An 18868-nucleotide genomic window follows, 5' to 3' on the forward strand; every position below is an offset into this window, starting at 1 on the left:
TATCTCCCGTCGCCATGACAAAACTTGTTGCGTGGCGTCATAAGACGGGCTTGCAATGTGCAGGACGATTGACTAGGCGATTCGCCCTGTCGCCCCGACCGGTTCCAGCGGGCATCGCACTCCATGCGCCTGCCGATGCTGGCGCCACACGCAACCCGATGGGGCCGAGCATGAATGGTGGCGGGTGCGCGCGCTCCGGTCGCGGGTCCCGCGCCTGTTCAAATTCTGAACTGGACGGTATAGTCCAACGCCTTATGTCGTCCGTCCTCCCCTCCTTCGCGGCCATCCAGCGCCGGCAACGCGTGCACGCGGCCGTCCGCGAATTGCTCGCGGAGCAGGGTTTCCGCATCAGCATGGACGCGGTGGCGGCCCGGGCCGGCTGCTCCAAGCAGACCCTGTACGCGCAGTTCGGCAGCAAGCAGGCGCTCCTGCGCAGCATGATCGACGAACACCTGGATCTGACCACGGTGCGCCTGGAGGATGCCCCCGGCACCGGCAGCGACGCCCGCGGGACCCTGCTCGCCTTCGCCATGGAGCATCTGGCCCACCTGTGCGATCCTTCGGTGGTCGCAACCAGCCAGTTGCTCACCGCGGAGGCCCACCAGTTTCCCGAAGAGGCGAAAGCGCTGTACCGGGACGGTTGCGAGCGGCTGACAGAACGGCTGGCCCGCTGGCTGGCCTCGGCCATGGAACGCGGCCTGCTCAAGCAGGACGATCCGCACCTGGCGGCCGAGCTGTTGCTGAGCATGATCACCGGCCTTGATTTCGAACGGCAGCGTTTCGCCGTACCGCACCGACGCAGCGCCGCGGCCCGCCGCCGCTGGGCCGAGTTCGCGGTCGACGGGTTCCTCCGCGCCTTTCCGCCCGCCATCGGCGCGGCGGCCGCGGACTCCCGCCCCCATACCCCCCAAGACTTCCAAATCTGACACGGAGCTCCACCGATGACCGCCCCCGTCCGTTCCGTCGCCCTTTGCTGTGCCATCGCGCTGGCACTGGCTGCCTGCAGCAAGAACCAGGAACAGCCGCAGATGCCTCCACCTGAAGTCGGCGTGGTCAAGGCCAGCCCGCAGAACGTGCCGCTGGAGCGCGACCTGGTGGGCCGCCTGTCGCCGGTCCGCAGTTCCGACGTGCGCGCCCGTGTTTCCGGCGTGCTGGTCAAGCGCGTGTACCAGGAAGGCACCGACGTGAAGGAAGGCCAGGTGCTGTTCCAGATCGACCCGGCCCCGCTGCGCGCATCGCTGAGCGCGGCCCAGGCCAACCTGGCGTCGGCGCAGGCCACCTACGCCAATGCCAAGGTCGCCGCCGATCGTGCCCGCCAGCTGGCGCCGCAGAAGTTCGTGTCCAAGTCCGATCTGGACAATGCCGAGGCCGCCGAGCGCAGCGCCGCCGCCGCAGTCCAGCAGGCGCGGGCCAACGTCGAGACCGCCCGCATCAACCTGGGCTACGCCAGCGTCACCGCGCCGATTTCCGGCCGCGCGGGCAAGCAGCAGGTGACCGAGGGCGCGCTGGTCGGCCAGGGTGAAGCCACCCTGCTGACCACCGTCGACCAGCTGGATCCGCTCTACGTGAACTTCTCCATCAGCGCCGCCGAACTGGAAGCGCTGCGCGCGGCCCAGAGCGGCGGCAACGTGCAGTTGTCCGACACCGGTACCGCCAAGGTCCAGGTCAAGTTGTCCGATGGCAGCCTGTACGACCAGCCGGGCACGCTGGACTTCTCCGGCGTGGTGGTCGATCCGGCCACCGGCAGCGTCTCGCTGCGCGCCACCCTGCCCAACCCGGACCGCAAGCTGCTGCCGGGCGCGTTCGTCACCCTGCGCGCCACCCTGGGCGAACAGAAGAACGCCTTCCTGATCCCGCAGGGCGCGATCCAGCGCGACACCCAGGGCGCCTATGCCATGGTCGTCGGCCAGGACGGCAAGGTCGTGCGCAAAGTGGTCGATGCCGGCCAGGCCGTCGGTGCCAACTGGCTGATCACCAGCGGGCTGGCCGCCGGCGACCAGGTCGTCGTGGACGGCCTGCAGAAGGTTCGCGAAGGCGCGCCCGCCAAGCCCGTGCCGGCCGGTGCCAAACCCGCCCAGCCGGGTGCCGCGGCGGGCCAGAAGCCCGCGGCCGCCGAAGGCGCGAAGCCGGAAGGCAAGGCCGAATAAGGATCCGCCCCCATGCCCAAGTTTTTCATCAACCATCCGGTCTTCGCCTGGGTCGTGTCGATCCTGATCTCGCTCGCCGGCGTGATCTCGATCCTCAACCTGGGCGTCGAGTCCTATCCCTCCATCGCCCCGCCGCAGGTGACGGTCAGCGCGACCTATCCCGGCGCCAGCGCCGAGACCACCGAGCGATCGGTGACCCAGGTCATCGAGCAGCAGCTCACCGGCATCGACAACCTGCTGTACTTCAGCTCGACATCGAGTTCCTCCGGTCGCGCGTCGGTCACCCTGACCTTCCAGACCGGCACCGATGCCGACATCGCCCAGGTCCAGGTGCAGAACAAGGTCGCGCTCGCGACCCCGCGCCTGCCCTCCGAGGTGACCGCGCAGGGCGTGGTGGTGGCCAAGGCCAATGCCGGCTTCCTGATGGTGGTCGGCCTGCAGTCGGACAATCCGGCGGTCGATCGCAACCACCTCAATGACATCCTGGCCTCGCGCGTGCTCGACCAGGTCTCGCGCATCCCCGGCGTCGGCAGCACCCAGCACTTCGGTTCCGAGTACGCCATGAACCTGTGGCTGGACCCGGGCAAGCTGCAGGGCTACAACCTGTCCTCCAGCGAAGTGCTGGCGGCGGTCAAGGGCCAGAATGTGCAGTTCGCCGCCGGTTCGGTCGGTTCCGATCCGGCGCCCGAGGGCCAGGCCTTCACCGCGACGGTGTCGGCCGAAGGCCGGTTCACTTCGCCCGAGCAGTTCGAGAACATCATCCTGCGCGCCAACAGCGACGGTTCCACCGTGCGGCTGAAGGACGTGGCACGGGTGGAGTTCGGCGCCCAGAACTACGGCTTCGACACCCAGTACAACGGCAAGCCGGTCGGCGCCTTCGCCATCCAGCTGCTGCCGGGTGCGAACGCGCTGAACGTGGCCGAGGCGGTGCGCACCAAGATGGACGAGCTGCAGCCCAGCTTCCCGCAGGGCGTGTCCTGGTTCTCGCCGTACGACACCACCACCTTCGTGACCATCTCGATCGAGGAAGTCGTCAAGACCCTGTTCGAGGCGATCCTGCTGGTGTTCCTGGTGATGCTGATCTTCCTGCAGAACTTCCGCGCCACCATCATCCCGACCCTGGTCATCCCGGTCGCCCTGCTGGGCACCTTCTGGGGCCTGAGCGTCATCGGCTTCACCATCAACCAGCTGACCATGTTCGCGCTGGTGCTGGCGATCGGCATCGTGGTCGACGACGCCATCGTGGTGATCGAGAACGTCGAGCGCATCATGGCGGAAGAGAAACTGCCGCCGCGCGAGGCCACCATCAAGGCGATGGACCAGATCACCGGCGCGGTCATCGCGATCACGGTGGTGCTGGCGGCGGTGTTCATCCCGTCCGCGCTCCAGGGCGGTGCCTCGGGCGAGATCTACAAGCAGTTCGCCCTGACCATCGCGATCTCGATGGCGTTCTCGGCGTTCCTCGCGCTGGGCTTCACCCCGGCGCTGTGCGCCAGCTTCCTCAAGCAGCACGAACATGACAGCCACGAGAAGAAGAACATCATCTTCCGCACGTTCGAGAAGTACTACGGCAAGGTCGAGAAGACCTACGTGGGCCATATCGGCGCGGCGATCCGGCATACCCCGCGCTGGATGGTGGTGTTCGCGCTGCTGACCGTACTGTGCGGCTTCCTGTTCACCCGCATCCCGAGCAGCTTCCTGCCGGAAGAAGACCAGGGCTACGCGCTGGCGATCGTGCAGCTGCCCCCGGGCAACACCATGAGCAAGACCAACGAGGTGTTCACCCAGATCCGCGGCACCCTCAGCAAGATGGATGGCTTCGAGGGCATGATGCAGGTAGCCGGCTTCAGCTTCCTGGGCCAGGGCGAGAACGTCGGCATGGCGTTCATCAAGCTCAAGCCGTGGGACGAGCGCGAGGTCGTGGTCACCGACTTCATCCAGCAGGCCAACGGAGCGCTGTACGGCATCAAGGGCGCGCAGATCTTCGTGGTCAACCTGCCGACCGTGCAGGGCCTGGGCCAGTTCGGCGGCTTCGACATGTGGCTGCAGGACCGCAGCGGCGCCGGCGAGGCCGCGCTGCTGGCCGCCCGCAACACCCTGCTCGGCAAGGCCGGACAGGACAAGACCCTGGTCGGCGTCCGCCCGAACACCCTGGAAAACGCTCCGCAGCTGCAGCTCAACGTGGATCGCGTGCAGGCCCAGGCGATGGGTCTGTCGGTCGGCGACATCTACACCTCCATCCAGCTGATGCTGGCGCCGGTGTACGTCAACGACTTCTTCTACCAGGGCCGCATCAAGCGGGTGAACATGCGTGCCGACGCCCCGTACCGCACCGGCGCCGAATCGCTGGGCCGCATTTACACGCCCAGCAGCCTGCAGACCGACGCCAGCGGCGGCCGCGCGATGATTCCGCTGTCCACCGTGGTGCATTCGGAGATGGGATCGGTGCCGCCGTCGCTGTCGCGCTACAACGGCTATTCGGCGGTGAACATCAACGGCGCCGCGGCGCCCGGCAGTTCCTCCGGGCAGGCGATGACCACGATGGAGAACATCGTGACCAACGATCTGCCGCAGGGCTTCGGCTATGACTGGAGCGGCATGTCGTACCAGGAAATCCTGGCCGGCAACAGCGCCACGTTGCTGATGGTGCTGTCGATCGTGGTGGTGTTCCTGTGCCTTGCCGCCCTGTACGAAAGCTGGTCGATCCCGGTGGCGGTGCTGCTGGTGGTGCCGCTGGGCGCCCTCGGCGCGCTGGCCTTCACCATGCTGCGCGGCCTGTCCAACGACATCTTCTTCAAGATCGGCTTGATCACCATCATCGGCCTGGCCGCCAAGAACGCCATCCTGATCGTCGAGTTCGCGGTGATGGAGCGCAAGCAGGGCAAGACCCTGCGCGATGCGGTGATCACCGCCGCGCACCTGCGCTTCCGCCCGATCCTGATGACCTCGTTCGCGTTCATCATGGGCGTGCTGCCGATGGCGATCTCTTCGGGCGCGGGCGCCAACGCCCGCCACGCCATCGGCACCGGCGTGATCGGCGGCATGCTGGCGGCGACGTTCCTGGGCCTGCTCCTGATCCCGGTGTTCTTCGTCGCGGTGCGGCGCGTGCTTGGCGACAAGATGGACGAGCCTTCACGCGAGTACCTGGAGGCGCACAACGCCCCCACCTCGCGCTGACGCCAGGGCTGCCTGGCCCAACGCTGTGAAGGAAACCCCGGCTAGGCCGGGGTTTCCTTTTTCCGGGCCAGCCGTTTCGACATGCACATGGATGAGGCGGCTTTTTTGTAATGGCCATTATCCGGAAGATGACTTCCTTCCCTTCCGGTCCCGCGTCTCACCTCGTGATAATCGCGCGATCCAAGATGTCGATCCGGCCCCCGCCTGTTCGTCGTCTTCCTGAATCCCCCCACCACCGATAGCTGCCATGACACGGAATGCCACTGCACGGAAACCCCCTTCCACCACTCGCCGCATGATCCTGATGCTGATCGCCGTCGTGGTGATCTTCGGCGGCGTGTTCGTCTTCAAGTCGGTCATGAGCAAGGGGATGAACGACTTCTTCGACAACATGCCGCAACCGGCCGCCACCGTGACCGACTGGACGGCCAAGCAGGAACAGTGGCTCGACGCCCAGCAGGCGGTCGGCACCTTCGTCGCCATCCAGGGCACCGACGTGACCACCGAGGCTGGTGGCGTGGTGCGCGAGCTGTCCATCGATGTCGGCCAGCCGGTCAAGGCCGGCGCGGTGCTGGCGCGATTGAACACGGCCAACGAGTTGGCCGTGCTGCGCTCGCTGGAGGCGTCGGCCAAGCTGGCCGCCGTCCAGCGTGACCGCTGGCAGGCGCTGGCCCGCGACAAGCTGGTCTCGCAGGCCGATGCGGAGGAGCGCAGTACCCAGGCCGCCACCGCGCAGGCCCAGGTCGAGGCGCAGCGCGCACTGATCGCGCAGAAGACCATCGTCGCGCCGTTCAGCGGTGTGCTGGGCATCCGCAAGGTCAGCCTGGGCCAGTACCTCAGCCCGGGCGACGCCATCGTCAGCCTGCAGACGCTGGATCCGATCTACCTCGATTTCACCCTGCCCGAGCAGCGGGTCGGCCAGATGGCCCGCGGCAGCCGGATCCGCGCCACCGTCGACGCCCTGCCCGGCCAGGTGTTCGAGGGCGAGGTCACCGCGGTCGAACCGCTGGTCGACACCGCCACCCGCAATTTCAAGGTGCAGGCGACCCTGGCCAATCCGGACAACGCCCTGCGCCCGGGCACCTTCGCCCATGTCGGTTTCGACACCGGCAGCGCCCAGAACGTGGTGGTCGTGCCGCAGACTGCGGTCAGCTTCAATCCCTACGGCAACGCGGTCTACGTGATCCAGGAAGTCGCCCGCGCCAAGGGCGAGACCGACATGCAGGGCAAGCCGCTGACCGGCAAGAAGCTGATCGTCAAGCAGCGCTTCGTCAAGACCGGTTCCACCCGGGGTGATCTGATCGCGATCACCGAAGGCCTCAAGGCCGGTGAACGCGTCGCCACCACCGGGTTGCTGAAGCTGCGCAACGACGCCGAGGTGGTGGTCAACAACAAGGTCAAGCCGAGCGCCAACGCCGCGCCGGCCCCGGAAAACCGTTGACGGGGGGCCGGCGATGAAATTCACCGACATCTTCATCAACAAACCGGTACTGGCGGTCGTCGTCAGCCTGTTCATCCTGCTGTTCGGCCTGCGCTCGTTCACCGAGTTGAACGTGCGCCAGTACCCCGAGCTGCGCAACGCCGTGATCAACATCAGCACCACCTACTACGGTGCCGATGCGGATCTGATCCAGGGCTTCATCACCACCCCGCTCGAACGCGAGGTCGCCAGCGCCGAGGGCATCGAATACCTCAGCTCGACCAGTTCGGCCGGCGTGAGCCTGATCCAGGCCTACATCCGCCTGGACCAGGACCCGAACGAGGCGCTGACCCAGATCGCCGCCAAGGTCAACAAGATGCGCGGCCAGTTGCCGCCGGAGTCCGAGGATCCGGTGATCGACCTGCAGCAGGGCCAGCAGATCGCCGCGATGTACGTGTCCTTCGCCTCCGAGACCCTGGACAACAACCAGATTACCGACTATCTGACCCGCGTGGTCCAGCCCAAACTGGTGACGGTCTCCGGCGTGCAGCGCGCCGACATCCTCGGCGCCGGCACCTTCGCCATGCGCGTGTGGCTCAAGCCCGATCGCATGACCGCGCTGCGGGTCACCGCCAGCGATGTCTCCAATGCCCTGCAGAACAACAACGTGCTGTCGGCGGTGGGCTCCACCAAGGGTGAAATGGTCGCGATCGACATGACCGCGCGCACCGACCTGCGCAACGCGGACGAGTTCCGCCGCCTGATCGTGCGCGAGGAAAACGGCGCCATCGTCCGCCTGGGCGACGTCGCCGACGTGGTCCTGGGCTCGGAGAACTACGGCACCTCGGTGCGCATCAACGGCGAAGCCGCGACCTTCATGGGCATCTTCGTCGCCCCGGACGCGAACTCGCTGGACGTCATCAAGGACGTGCGCAAGCTGTGGGACGACGAAATCGTGCCGCAGCTGCCCGAAGGCATCAAGGCGACCATCCCGTACGACAGCACCGAGTCCATCCAGGATGCGATCGACGAGGTGGTCAGCACGATCGTCGAGGCGGTGATCATCGTGATCGTGGTGATCTTCCTGTTCCTGGGCTCGCTGCGCAGCGTGCTGATTCCGGCGGTGACCGTACCGCTGTCGCTGGTGGGCGCGCTCTTCCTGATGCTGCTGATGGGCTTCACCATCAACCTGCTGACCCTGCTGGCGATGGTGCTGGCGATCGGCATCGTGGTGGACGACGCCATCATCGTGCTGGAGAACATCCACCGCCACATCGAGGAGGGCATGTCGCCCTACGAGGCCTCGATCAAGGGCGCGCGCGAGCTGGCCTGGCCGGTGGTGGCGATGACCACCACGCTGGTGGCGGTCTACCTGCCCATCGGTTTCCAGGGCGGTTTGACCGGCGTGCTGTTCACCGAATTCGCCTTCACCCTGGCCGGTTCGGTGCTGCTGTCGGGCGTGATCGCCCTGACCCTCAGCCCGATGATGTGCGCCAAGATCCTCAAGCCGCACACCGCAGGCGGCAAGGGCAAGCTGGAAAAGTGGCTGGACGCCCGCTTCGAGGCCCTGCACCGCAGCTACCAGCGGCGCCTGCACGGCACCCTGGAGACCAAGGCCGTGATCGGCATCTTCGGCCTGCTCGTGCTGGCTTCCTGCGCGTTCCTGTACACCTCGGCCCCGCAGGAACCGGCGCCGCTGGAAGACGAAGGCTTCATCTTCTCCATCGCCAGCGCCGACCCCTACTCCACGCTGGACTACGTGGAACGCTATACCGAGGAAGTCACCACCATCGCCAAGGGCGTGCCGGAGATCCAGGACTACTTCCTGTTCAACGGCGGCTTCGGCGGCAGCGGTGGCGGCGCCAGCCCCAGCGCGATGGCGGGCTTCGTGCTCAAGCCGTGGAGCCAGCGCGAGCGCTCGACCAAGGCGGTGCTGGAGCAGGAACTGCAGCCCAAGATGAGTGGGGTCAGCGGCCTGAACGTGTTCGCCCTGGTGCCCCCGTCCCTGCCCAGCGCGGGCGGCGACGGCGGTGGCGAGTTCATCATCGGCGGCGTCGGCGAACTGAGCCAGCTCAACGAACTGGCCGACACCATCCTGCAGAAGGCCATGGCCAGCAAGCGCTTCATCTTCCTGGACAAGGATCTGAAGATCGACAAGCCACGCATCGAGGTGGAGATCAACCGCGACAAGGCGGCCAGCCTGGGCATCGACATGCGCACGCTCGCGGCCGACATGTCGGCCATGCTGTCCGGCGGCTACACCAACCGCTTTGCCATGCAGAACCGTTCGTACCTGGTGATTCCGCAGGTACAGCGCAATGATCGCCTCAATGCCAGCGACCTCGAGAACTACTACACCCGTACCCGTGACGGCGAACTGGTGCCGCTGTCGACCATCGTGACCCTGAAGGAAAGCGCGCAGCCGCAGTCGCTCAAGCGCTTCCAGCAGCTCAACGCGGTGTCGATCACGTTCGCGCCGCGCCCGGGCGTCAGCAAGGGCGAGGCATTGGCGATCCTGGACCAGGCCGCCAAGGAAGTGCTGCCGCAGGGCTATTCGGTCGACTATGCCGGCGAATCGCGCCAGTTCAAGCAGGAGGGTTCGGCGATGCTGACGACCCTGGCGCTGGCGCTGATCGTGATCTTCCTGGTGCTGTCGGCACAGTTCGAGAGCTTCCGCGACGCCCTGATCATGCTGCTGACCGTGCCAATGGCGATCTGCGGTGCGCTGCTGACCCTCAACGTGCTGGCACTGGCCTCGCAGATCCTGCAATTCACGGGTGTCGAGGCCTTCCCCGGGATGAGCATCAACATCTACACGCAGGTTGGCCTGGTGACCCTCGTGGGCGTGATTTCCAAGCACGGCATCCTGATCGTGGAGTTCGCCAACAAGCTGCAGATCGAGCGCGGCCTGTCCAAGCGCGAGGCCATCGAGGAGGCGGCCGCCATCCGCCTGCGTCCGGTGCTGATGACCACGGCCGCGCTGGTGTTCGCGATGATCCCGCTGTTGATTGCTACCGGTCCGGGTGCCGCTTCACGGTTCTCGATGGGCGTGGTGATCGCCTCGGGCATGACCATCGGCACGATGTTCACGCTGTTCGTGCTGCCGGCGTTCTATCTGTACCTGGCCCGCGATCATTCCCGTGAACGCGGACATGTGGCGGAGGATTCGCACGCGCTATCCAGCGAGTCCGCACCCGGGCACTGAGACGACAGTCCTGTCGTTGCCACGAGGAAAGCCCCGGCATGGCCGGGGCTTTTTTTGCCTGCGCCCCCGCGTCCGCGGCGCGTTTGGGAATCCTCCGATGGTGGCCGGCGTCGCGCTGGCCCAAGCTGGCGGGGTCCATCCCATTCGGCACCTGCCGCCGCGACACGCATGTCTCATTCGTCACCTGGCCGGCCCCTCTTGCGCCCGGCGCTTTTGCTCCTGGCCCTGGCGCTGCCGGTGCTTTCCCCTCTATCCGCCGCCGCCCGCACCGTTTACGGCGATGCGACCGGCAACGGCTACGCGGAGCTGTTCGCCGAAGAGCCCGGCCGCGTGTTCACCGCCCCCGCCTATTCGGAGCGCGGGCGCCCGGTCCGCAACATCTATGTCAGCGAGGACGACTATGCCCGGGGCGAAACCGATGATCCGCGTTCACGCTTCCAGCCCTACCTGGATGGCCGGGATCTCGACGTATGGATTGCCTACGAATACGTCGCGGTAGACGAGCGCCGCTTCCGCTTCGCCGATGCCATTGCCTTCGACGGCGAGATCTCCGCGCCGCACCATCCGATGTATGCCGACCTGCACATGGCGCCTGGCCATGGCAATCGACCGGCCATGCTCTGCATCGAGAGCCATCCGGGCGACGAGGATGCCGGTGTCAGCACGATGCCGCTCTTCCTGCTCGTCGAACCGCTGTCGGCACAGGCGCGGCTGTACCGCCTGCCCGGTCTGTTCACCTCGTGCGCGGCGGTGACCGCGACGCCGGACGGACGGGTCCTGTTTCCGGCCATCGGCTATCTGCGCGACGCACACGGGCAGCCGACGGGCGTGCGCATCGACGAATACCGCATCGACGGAGACGGCTTCGTACGCACGGGACGCACCCGCTCGGCGCGCTTTGTCGCACCTTCCGATCCGTTCCGGTTCGTCATGGATTCGCCATGAGACGCGTGGCCCCCTTGCTCATGGCGTGGCTTCTTGTCCTGCTGGCGATTCCCGTGTCCGGCCTTGCCGGCGAATGCGAGCACCATCGCGCGGCCATCACGCGGGATCTGCATGCCGATCCCGAGTACCGGATGTACGTGTGCGGAGATGATCCCTGTGTGATTGAATCGTTCGGGAAAGAGATCCTCATCGAGCAGGAATCGCTGGGACCCGGATTCATCGGTTGTTTCGCAACACCCGATAGAAAAGGCAGGAACTACTACACCGGCTTCTACCTCCTTCGCGGGACGGAACTGCTTCCGCAATTCATCTTCTTCGGTAAATCGCTGGCACCCGCCAGAACCGGACTCGTTCCCGACCGTCTCACCGGCTGGGAGCATCTCGATCACGCTCACAATGGCCGCAGCGACTACGCTTGGAATGGCGACGCCTACGTCGAACTGATGCCCGGCTACCTGTCCAACAGGCGCAACGCGTGGTCAGGCTCGCTGGTGGGCGACTGCTTTTCTTCATTGCGCGACTACATGCAAGAGAGCTTCCCTGGTCTCGAAGATGACGAGAACCTCACCGTCACCTCCGTTCCCTTCGATGCTCCGGGGATGGCCTACTATCGCATTGCAAACATGACTCCCTCCCACGACTGGACCGAAACAATCGTTGCGGTGAAAGCGGGTGGCGGCGCCTGCGTCATCCTGCTTGCACCGTATTCGAACGGCTTCGAATTCCCGCTGGCAGCCGATGGCAGCTTGCCTTCGCAGGTCACCACGCGGAGCGCTGGCCAGGGGACCGCCACCCGGGTGATCTACACGCTGGATCCGTGGCGCGGCTTCTACCTTCCAATGCATTGCGCGCGTCAGCGGGACGGAAAGAGCCAGGACATCGACTGCAAGGATGCCTTCCTGGAGGATGACCAGCCCTCGCTTCTGCCCGGTGCAGGCAGCGCACCGGGCTATCGGCACAGCGGAGCAAAAAAAGAGGCCGCTGGCGCGGCCCCTTCGACTCATCAATGACGCGGTTTTCGTCAACCCGCCATCAGCGCAGCCCTGTTTCGTTGCGGGCGATGACCAGGCGCTGGATTTCGCTGGTGCCCTCGTAGATCTCGGTGATCTTGGCATCGCGGAAATAGCGTTCCAGCGGCATTTCCTTGGAGTACCCCATGCCGCCGTGGATCTGCACGGCCTGGTGGGTGATCCACATCGCCGCCTCGGAGGCGGTCAGCTTGGCGATGGCCGCCTCGTTGCTGAAGCGCTGGTCCTGGCCCTTCACCCACGCCGCGCGCAGGGTCAGCAGCAGCGCCGCGTCCAGCTTGCACTTCATGTCCGCGATCTTGGCCTGGGTCATCTGGAAGGTGCCGATCGGCGCACCGAAGGCCTTGCGTTCCTTGACGTAGGCAATGGTCGCTTCATACGCCGCGCGGGCGATGCCGATCGCCTGCGAGGCGATGCCGATGCGGCCGGCATCGAGCACGCCCATCGCGATCTTGAACCCCTCGCCTTCCTGGCCAAGCACATCTTCGGGCGCGACCACGTAGTCGGTGAACTCGATTTCGCAGGTGGCCGAGGCGCGGATGCCCAGCTTGGGTTCGGTCTTGCCACGATGGAAGCCAGGCAGCGCGGTGTCGATCAGGAACGCGGTGATGCCGCGCGCGCCCTTGTCCGGCTCGCTCATCGCGAACAGCACGATGTACTTGGCGACCGGGCCGGAGGTGATCCAGCTCTTCTTGCCATTGATCACGTAGCTGCCATCGGCCTGCTTGACCGCGCGGCAACGCATGGCGGTGGCGTCGGAACCGGATTGCGGCTCGGTCAGCGCGAAGGCGCCGATTTCTTCGCCTTCGGCGATCGCGCGCACGTACTTCTGCTTCTGCGCCTCGGTGCCGAACTTCAGGATGCCGTTGCAGAACAGCGAGTTGTTCACCGACACAATGGTCGAGTGGGCGGCATCGCCGGCGGCGATTTCCACCATCGCCAGCACATAGGCAATCGGATCCATGCCGGCGCCGCCGTACTCGGTCGGCACCTCGATGCCCATCAGGCCGTTTTCACCGAGCAGGCGGATGTTCTCCAGGGGGAACTCGCCGGTCTTGTCGTGGTGCTCCGCACTGGGTGCGATCTTTTCCTGCGCGATCCGGCGGGCCACGTCCTGGATCATCAACTGCTCTTCGGTGAATGCGAAATCCACGGCTAAAACCCCTCACTCCAAAATATTTTGAATACCAATTGTAACCCGGCGCCCCCAAACCATGCGCATGCGTATGTGGCGCTTGACCCGACGCCGCCGGCGGCGGAGAATATCTCTATATCGCGATAGGAAGATATTTATGGATCTGGAAGCCTGGTCCACCCGGCTCAAGGTCTTCGCCGACGCCACCCGCGTGCGCCTGCTCGCCCTGCTGTCCGGCGAGGAGTTGACCGTGGCCGAACTCTCGGCCGTCACTCAGTTGGCCCAGCCCCGCGTCTCCACCCACCTGGCCAAGCTCAAGGAAGCCGGCCTGGTACGCGACCGGCGCGCCGGCGTGTCAGCCTATTATCGCTTCGACGAGGACAAACTGGATCCCGCCCAGCGGGACTTGTGGCGGGCGCTCAAGGAAGGCAGCGACGATCCGCTGCTGCGCCAGGACGCCGAGCGCCTGCCGGCGGTGCTGGCCAGCCGCGCCGCCGACCAGAACTGGGCCGACTCGGTCGCCGGCGACATGGAACGCCACTATTCCCCGGGCCGTACCTGGGAAGCCCTCGCCCGCACCGCGCTGCCCCTGCTGGAAACCGGCGACGTGCTCGACATCGCCTCCGGCGACGGCGTGCTGGCGGAACTGCTGTCGCCGCATTCGCATCGCTATGTCTGCGTCGACACCAGCGCGCGCGTGGTCGCCGCCGCCGGCGAACGCCTGCGCCGCTTCCCCAACGTGGAGGTCCGCGAGGGCGACATGCACGCGCTGCCGTTCAAGGACGGCAGTTTCGATCTGGTCGTACTGATGCATGCGCTGACCTATGCCAGCAAGCCGGCCCAGGCCGTCGCCGAGGCCTCGCGGGTGCTGCGCAAGGGCGGCCGCCTGCTGTTGAGCAGCCTGGGCAAGCACGAGCACCGCGCGGTGGTGGAGTCCTACGGCCACGTCAATCTGGGTTTCACCGAAAAGGAACTGCGCAAGTTCGCCGAGAAGGCCGGGCTCGAGATCGTGAGCGCGGAAACGGTCACCCGCGAACGCCGCCCCCCCCATTTCGAAGTCATTTCCCTGTTGGGAGTCAAACCATGAACACCCTGCCCTGGCTGCATCCGCATCGCGTCCAGTTGCTGCTCGACGCCCTTGAACAGCGCATCCTGATCATCGACGGCGCGATGGGCACGATGATCCAGCGTCACGGCCTGCAGGAAGCCGACTACCGCGGCGAGCGCTTCGTCGACGGCTTCGACCGCCAGCAGCCCGAGCATGGCCACGGCCCCGGCTGCGGCCATGATCTGAAAGGCAACAACGACCTGCTGCTGCTGACCAGGCCGGAGGTCATCGCCGGCGTGCATACCGCCTACCTGGAAGCCGGCGCGGATCTGGTCGAGACCAACACCTTCAACGCCACCGCGGTGAGCCAGGCCGACTACCACCTGGAACACCTGGTCTATGAACTGAACAAGGCCGGCGCCCAGGTCGCGCGCGCCTGCTGCGATGCCGTGGAAGCGAAGACGCCGGACAAGCCGCGCTTCGTCATCGGCGTGCTTGGCCCGACCAGCCGCACCGCCTCGATCAGCCCGGACGTCAACGACCCGGGTTTCCGCAACACCAGTTTCGATGAGCTGCGCAGTACCTACCGCGAGGCCATCGACGGCCTGATCGACGGGGGCGCCGATTGCCTGATGGTGGAAACCATCTTCGACACGCTCAACGCCAAGGCCGCGCTGTTCGCCATCGAGGAGGCCTTCGACGCCCGCGGCGCGCGCCTGCCGGTCATGATCTCCGGCACCATCACCGACGCGTCCGGCCGCACCCTGTCCGGGCAGACCGCCGAGGCGTTCTACACCTCGATGTCGCACAGCCGGCCGTTGTCGATCGGCCTGAACTGCGCGCTCGGCGCGCGCGACCTGCGCGAGCACGTGGAAACCCTGGCCCACGTGGCCGACGGCTATGTCAGTGCGCATCCCAACGCCGGCCTGCCCAACGCCTTCGGCGAGTATGACGAGACGCCGGAAGAGATGGCGGCCACGTTGCAGGAGTTCGCCCAGTCAGGCCTGCTGAACCTGGTTGGCGGTTGCTGCGGCACCACGCCCGCACACATCCAGGCCATTGCCCAGGCGGTGGCGGGCATCGCGCCGCGCCGGCTGAAGCAGCCGCTGGTGCGGGCGGCTTGAGGAATTCCCGGTGAAGATACTCGTCGTGGGTGCCAGCGGTACCTTGGGGCAGGCGGTCGTGGCGCACCTGGGTCGGCACCACCGGATCATCACCGCCGGTCGCAACAGCGGTGACCACCGTGTCGACCTGCGTGACGACGCCAGCGTGGCCGGCCTGTTCGCCGCGGTCGGGCGCGTGGACGCCATCGTCAGCGCGACCGGCAGCGTGCATTTCGGGCCCTTGGCCGAGATGACCGCCGCCCAGTTCGAGATCGGCCTGCAGGACAAGCTGCTGGGCCAGGTCCGGCTGGCACTGCTCGGCCAGCACCATCTCGCCGATGGCGGTTCGATCACGCTGACCACCGGCATCCTGGCTGAACAGCCGATCCGCCTGGGTGCCAATGCCACCGCGGTCAACGCCGCGGTCGAGGGCTTCGTCCGCGCCGCCGCCTGCGAACTGCCGCGCGGCCTGCGCATCAACGCCGTCAGTCCCACGGTCCTCGGCGAAGCCTGGGACGCCTACGCCGATTTCTTCCCCGGTTTCGAGCCGGTTTCCGCCGCACGCGCCGCGCTGGCCTTCCAGCGCAGCATCGAAGGCGTGCAGACAGGACAGGTCTACAAGGTCTGGTAAATGGACAACACCGCTTCCCCAACCCGCCACACCCGCCTCTCCGGCCTCGAGCCGCTGGTCATCACGCGCGACCTGCTGTTCGTCAACGTCGGCGAACGCACCAACGTCACCGGCAGTGCGCAATTCCGCAAGCTGATCAAGGAAGAGCGCTACGAGGAGGCGGTGGACGTCGCCCGCCAGCAGGTCGCCAGTGGCGCGCAGATCCTCGACGTCAACATGGACGAGGGACTGATCGACTCCGAGAAGGCGATGACCCGCTTCCTCAACCTGATCGCCTCCGAACCGGACATCGCCCGCATTCCGGTGATGGTCGACTCGTCCAAGTGGACCGTCATCGAGGCTGGCCTGAAGTGCCTGCAGGGCAAGGGCGTGGTCAACTCCATCTCGCTGAAGGAAGGCGAGGACGCGTTCATCGAGCACGCCCGCAAGGTCCTGCGCTACGGCGCCGCCGCGGTGGTGATGGCGTTCGACGAGACCGGCCAGGCCGACACCTGCGAACGCAAGGTGGAGATCTGCACGCGCGCCTACCGGATCCTGACCGAGCAGGTCGGGTTCCCGCCGGAAGACATCATTTTCGACCCCAACATCTTCGCGGTCGCGACCGGCATCGAGGAACACGACAACTACGCGGTGGACTTCATCGAAGCCACCCGCGTCATCAAGCGCACCTTGCCGCATTGCCACGTGTCCGGCGGCGTTTCCAACGTGTCGTTCTCTTTCCGCGGCAACGAGACGGTGCGCCAGGCCATCCACTCGGTATTCCTGTACCACGCCATCCAGGCCGGCATGGACATGGGCATCGTCAACGCCGGCGCGATGCCGATCTACGACGATCTGGATCCGGAGCTGCGCGAGCGCGTGGAGGACGTCATCCTCAATCGCCGCCGCGACGCCACCGAGCGCCTGCTGGAAATCGCCGATCGCTACAAGGGCAAGAAGGGTGAAAGCAAGACCGAGGACCTGGCCTGGCGCGGCAAGCCGGTGCGCGAACGCCTGGCGCATGCGCTGGTGCACGGCATCGACGCGTTCGTCGAGGAGGATACCGAGGAAGCGCGGCAGCAGGCGACGCGACCGCTGGACGTCATCGAAGGACCGCTGATGGACGGCATGAACGTGGTCGGCGATCTGTTCGGCGCCGGCAAGATGTTCCTGCCGCAGGTGGTCAAGTCGGCACGGGTGATGAAGAAGGCGGTGGCCTACCTGTTGCCCTTCATCGAGGCGGAGAAGCTGAAGACCGGCGACGCCGGCAAGTCCAACGGCAAGATCGTGATGGCCACGGTCAAGGGCGACGTCCACGACATCGGCAAGAACATCGTCGGCGTGGTCCTGGCCTGCAACAATTTCGAGGTGGTCGACCTCGGCGTGATGGTGCCGGCGCAGAAGATCCTGGATACCGCGCGCGCCGAGAACGCCGACATCATCGGCCTGTCCGGCCTGATTACCCCTTCGCTCGAGGAAATGACCCATGTTGCCCGCGAAATGCAGCGCCAGGGTTTCTCCCTGCCCCTGCTGATCGGCGGCGCGACCACCTCGCGCGCGCACACCGCGCTGAAGATCGATCCGCACTACGACGCACCGACGGTCTGGGTGAAGGATGCCTCGCGCGCGGTCGGCGTGGCGCAATCGCTGATTTCGCGCGACATGCGGGCCGCCTTCGTCGCCGCCAACGATGCCGACTACGCCGAGATCCGCCAGCGCCACCGCAATCGCGGCGACGCCAAGCGGCTGGTATCGCTGGAGAAGGCGCGCGGGCAGAAGTTCAATGGCGGCTGGGATGCGTACGACCCGCCCGCCCCGCGCCAGCCCGGCATCACCGCACTGGATGACTACCCGCTGGCCGAACTGGTCGAGTACATCGACTGGACACCGTTCTTCCAGGCCTGGGAACTGGCCGGCAAGTTCCCGGCCATCCTGACCGACCAAGTCGTCGGTGCCCAGGCCAGCGAGCTGTACCGCGACGCGCGCGCGATGCTGGACCGGATCATCCGCGAGCGCTGGCTGACCGCGCGCGGCGTGTTCGGCCTGTGGCCGGCGCAGTCGGTCGGCGACGATGTCCTCATCCAGACCGACGGCGGCCCGCAGACCCTGCACTTCCTGCGCCAGCAGGTCGACAAGCCGGTCGAGCGTCCGGATTTCTGCCTGGCCGACTTCATCGCGCCGCAGGCCTCGGGCAAGCCCGACTGGATCGGCATGTTCGCGGTCACCGCCGGCATCGGCATCGACGCGCATGTGGCGCGCTTCGAGGCCGATCACGACGACTACAACGCGATCCTGCTCAAGGCGCTGGCCGATCGCCTGGCCGAGGCCTTCGCCGAGCGCCTGCACCAGCGCGTGCGTACCGAATTCTGGGGCTACGACGCCAACGAATCGCTCGACAACGAAGCGCTGATCGCCGAGGGCTATCGCGGCATCCGCCCCGCCCCGGGATATCCGGCGTGCCCGGAACACAGCGAGAAGGCGAGCCTGTTCCGCCTGCTCGATGCAAACGTAAACGCCGGCATGACCTTGACCGAGAGTTTCGCGATGCTGCCCACCGCGGCGGTGTCCGGCTACTACTTCAGCCACCCGCAGAGCCAGTACTTCGTGGTCGGTCGCGTGTCCAAGGAACAGGTCGCCGACTATGCCCGGCGCAAGGGCGTGGAACTGGCCCAGGCGGAACGCTGGCTGGCTTCCAACCTGGACTACGACCCGGATTGAGGCAGGGAATCGGGAATCGGGATGACCGGCCATGCGGCCGTTGAAAGCCGGGATTCGGGATGACCGGCCATAAGCCGTAGAAAGCCGGGATTCGGGAAAGGCTGGGCTTTTGCCTCCCCCTTTTGCAAAGGGGGACTGAGGGGGATTTGCTCTTGGCGCGAAGAGCAAGCGCTTTTCAACCGCCGAATCGCGGGTCAATCCCCCGTCACCTGCTTCGCAGTTGCCCGCCCCTTCTAAAAGGGGGCTATCCACGCCTCATGAGACAACAGAGTTGGAAAACACACCGCATCCCGCCCCCGCAATCCTCGTCCCGCGCGGCATCGTTTAGGATC

Annotated in this window: 12 protein-coding genes; 11 read left to right on the forward strand and 1 reads right to left on the reverse strand. The window is 66.1% G+C overall.

The features are described 5' to 3' along the window. The first annotated feature begins 254 nt into the window (after positions 1 to 254). The 7 genes from AC3DE2_RS06175 (at position 255) to AC3DE2_RS06205 (ending at position 11904) form a co-directional block, all read left to right on the forward strand. Positions 255 to 926: a TetR/AcrR family transcriptional regulator gene (locus AC3DE2_RS06175; RefSeq protein WP_295378289.1), complete on the forward strand. Its 672-nt coding sequence runs from the start codon at positions 255 to 257 to the stop codon at positions 924 to 926. Positions 927 to 941: 15 nt separating this feature from the next. After that, positions 942 to 2147, forward strand: a complete 1206-nt coding sequence (locus AC3DE2_RS06180; protein WP_488425479.1) for an efflux RND transporter periplasmic adaptor subunit — start codon at positions 942 to 944, stop codon at positions 2145 to 2147. A 12-nt stretch (positions 2148 to 2159) separates the two neighbouring features. Next, the gene (locus AC3DE2_RS06185) at positions 2160 to 5324 is read left to right on the forward strand and encodes a multidrug efflux RND transporter permease subunit (protein ID WP_488425481.1); all 3165 of its coding nucleotides are present in this window, start codon (positions 2160 to 2162) and stop codon (positions 5322 to 5324) included. Positions 5325 to 5628: 304 nt separating this feature from the next. Next, positions 5629 to 6765 carry an efflux RND transporter periplasmic adaptor subunit gene (locus AC3DE2_RS06190; RefSeq protein WP_295378283.1) on the forward strand — a complete coding sequence of 379 codons (1137 nt, stop codon included), beginning with the start codon at positions 5629 to 5631 and terminating at the stop codon, positions 6763 to 6765. Between the two features lie 13 nt (positions 6766 to 6778). Continuing rightward, a complete protein-coding gene (locus tag AC3DE2_RS06195) occupies positions 6779 to 9949 on the forward strand; it encodes an efflux RND transporter permease subunit (RefSeq protein ID WP_488425483.1) in 3171 nt (1056 codons plus the stop codon). 213 nt (positions 9950 to 10162) lie between these two features. Next, a complete protein-coding gene (locus AC3DE2_RS06200; RefSeq protein WP_488425485.1) occupies positions 10163 to 10894 on the forward strand; it encodes a hypothetical protein in 732 nt (243 codons plus the stop codon). Further along, positions 10891 to 11904, forward strand: coding sequence for a hypothetical protein (locus AC3DE2_RS06205; RefSeq protein ID WP_488425487.1), 1014 nt, complete (start codon positions 10891 to 10893; stop codon positions 11902 to 11904). The genes AC3DE2_RS06200 and AC3DE2_RS06205 overlap by 4 nt, the downstream gene beginning before the upstream one ends. Positions 11905 to 11926: 22 nt before the next feature. Here AC3DE2_RS06205 and AC3DE2_RS06210 read toward each other — a convergent pair whose 3' ends face one another. Next, on the reverse strand, positions 11927 to 13075 hold the full coding sequence (locus AC3DE2_RS06210) for an acyl-CoA dehydrogenase family protein (RefSeq protein WP_488425489.1): 1149 nt from the start codon (positions 13073 to 13075) through the stop codon (positions 11927 to 11929). Between the two features lie 139 nt (positions 13076 to 13214). Between AC3DE2_RS06210 and AC3DE2_RS06215 the strand changes: the two genes are divergently transcribed. From AC3DE2_RS06215 to metH, 4 genes are read left to right on the forward strand one after another with little or no spacing between them, the layout of a single operon-like run. Beyond that, complete coding sequence (locus AC3DE2_RS06215) at positions 13215 to 14144, forward strand: ArsR/SmtB family transcription factor (protein WP_488425490.1); 930 nt, start codon at positions 13215 to 13217, stop codon at positions 14142 to 14144. Further along, positions 14141 to 15229: a homocysteine S-methyltransferase family protein gene (locus AC3DE2_RS06220; protein WP_488425492.1), complete on the forward strand. Its 1089-nt coding sequence runs from the start codon at positions 14141 to 14143 to the stop codon at positions 15227 to 15229. Before AC3DE2_RS06215 ends, AC3DE2_RS06220 begins: the two co-directional genes overlap by 4 nt. 10 nt (positions 15230 to 15239) lie before the next feature. Continuing rightward, entirely contained in the window at positions 15240 to 15839 is a 600-nt protein-coding gene (locus AC3DE2_RS06225) for a short chain dehydrogenase (RefSeq protein ID WP_295378267.1), read from the forward strand. After that, positions 15840 to 18536 (forward strand): methionine synthase, encoded by a 2697-nt coding sequence (metH, locus tag AC3DE2_RS06230; protein WP_488425493.1) that lies wholly within the window; start codon positions 15840 to 15842, stop codon positions 18534 to 18536. It begins immediately after the preceding gene. The last annotated feature ends 332 nt before the right edge of the window (positions 18537 to 18868 follow it).

It is taken from the genome of Pseudoxanthomonas sp. 68-E7 (assembly GCF_057773145.1).

Coding starts and splice junctions, on each gene's coding strand:
- AC3DE2_RS06175 (WP_295378289.1), top strand. CDS start 255: ATGTCGTCCGTCCTCCCCTCCTTCGCGGCCATCCAGCGCCGGCAACGC.
- AC3DE2_RS06180 (WP_488425479.1), top strand. CDS start 942: ATGACCGCCCCCGTCCGTTCCGTCGCCCTTTGCTGTGCCATCGCGCTG.
- AC3DE2_RS06185 (WP_488425481.1), top strand. CDS start 2,160: ATGCCCAAGTTTTTCATCAACCATCCGGTCTTCGCCTGGGTCGTGTCG.
- AC3DE2_RS06190 (WP_295378283.1), top strand. CDS start 5,629: ATGCTGATCGCCGTCGTGGTGATCTTCGGCGGCGTGTTCGTCTTCAAG.
- AC3DE2_RS06195 (WP_488425483.1), top strand. CDS start 6,779: ATGAAATTCACCGACATCTTCATCAACAAACCGGTACTGGCGGTCGTC.
- AC3DE2_RS06205 (WP_488425487.1), top strand. CDS start 10,891: ATGAGACGCGTGGCCCCCTTGCTCATGGCGTGGCTTCTTGTCCTGCTG.
- AC3DE2_RS06215 (WP_488425490.1), top strand. CDS start 13,215: ATGGATCTGGAAGCCTGGTCCACCCGGCTCAAGGTCTTCGCCGACGCC.
- AC3DE2_RS06220 (WP_488425492.1), top strand. CDS start 14,141: ATGAACACCCTGCCCTGGCTGCATCCGCATCGCGTCCAGTTGCTGCTC.
- metH (WP_488425493.1), top strand. CDS start 15,840: ATGGACAACACCGCTTCCCCAACCCGCCACACCCGCCTCTCCGGCCTC.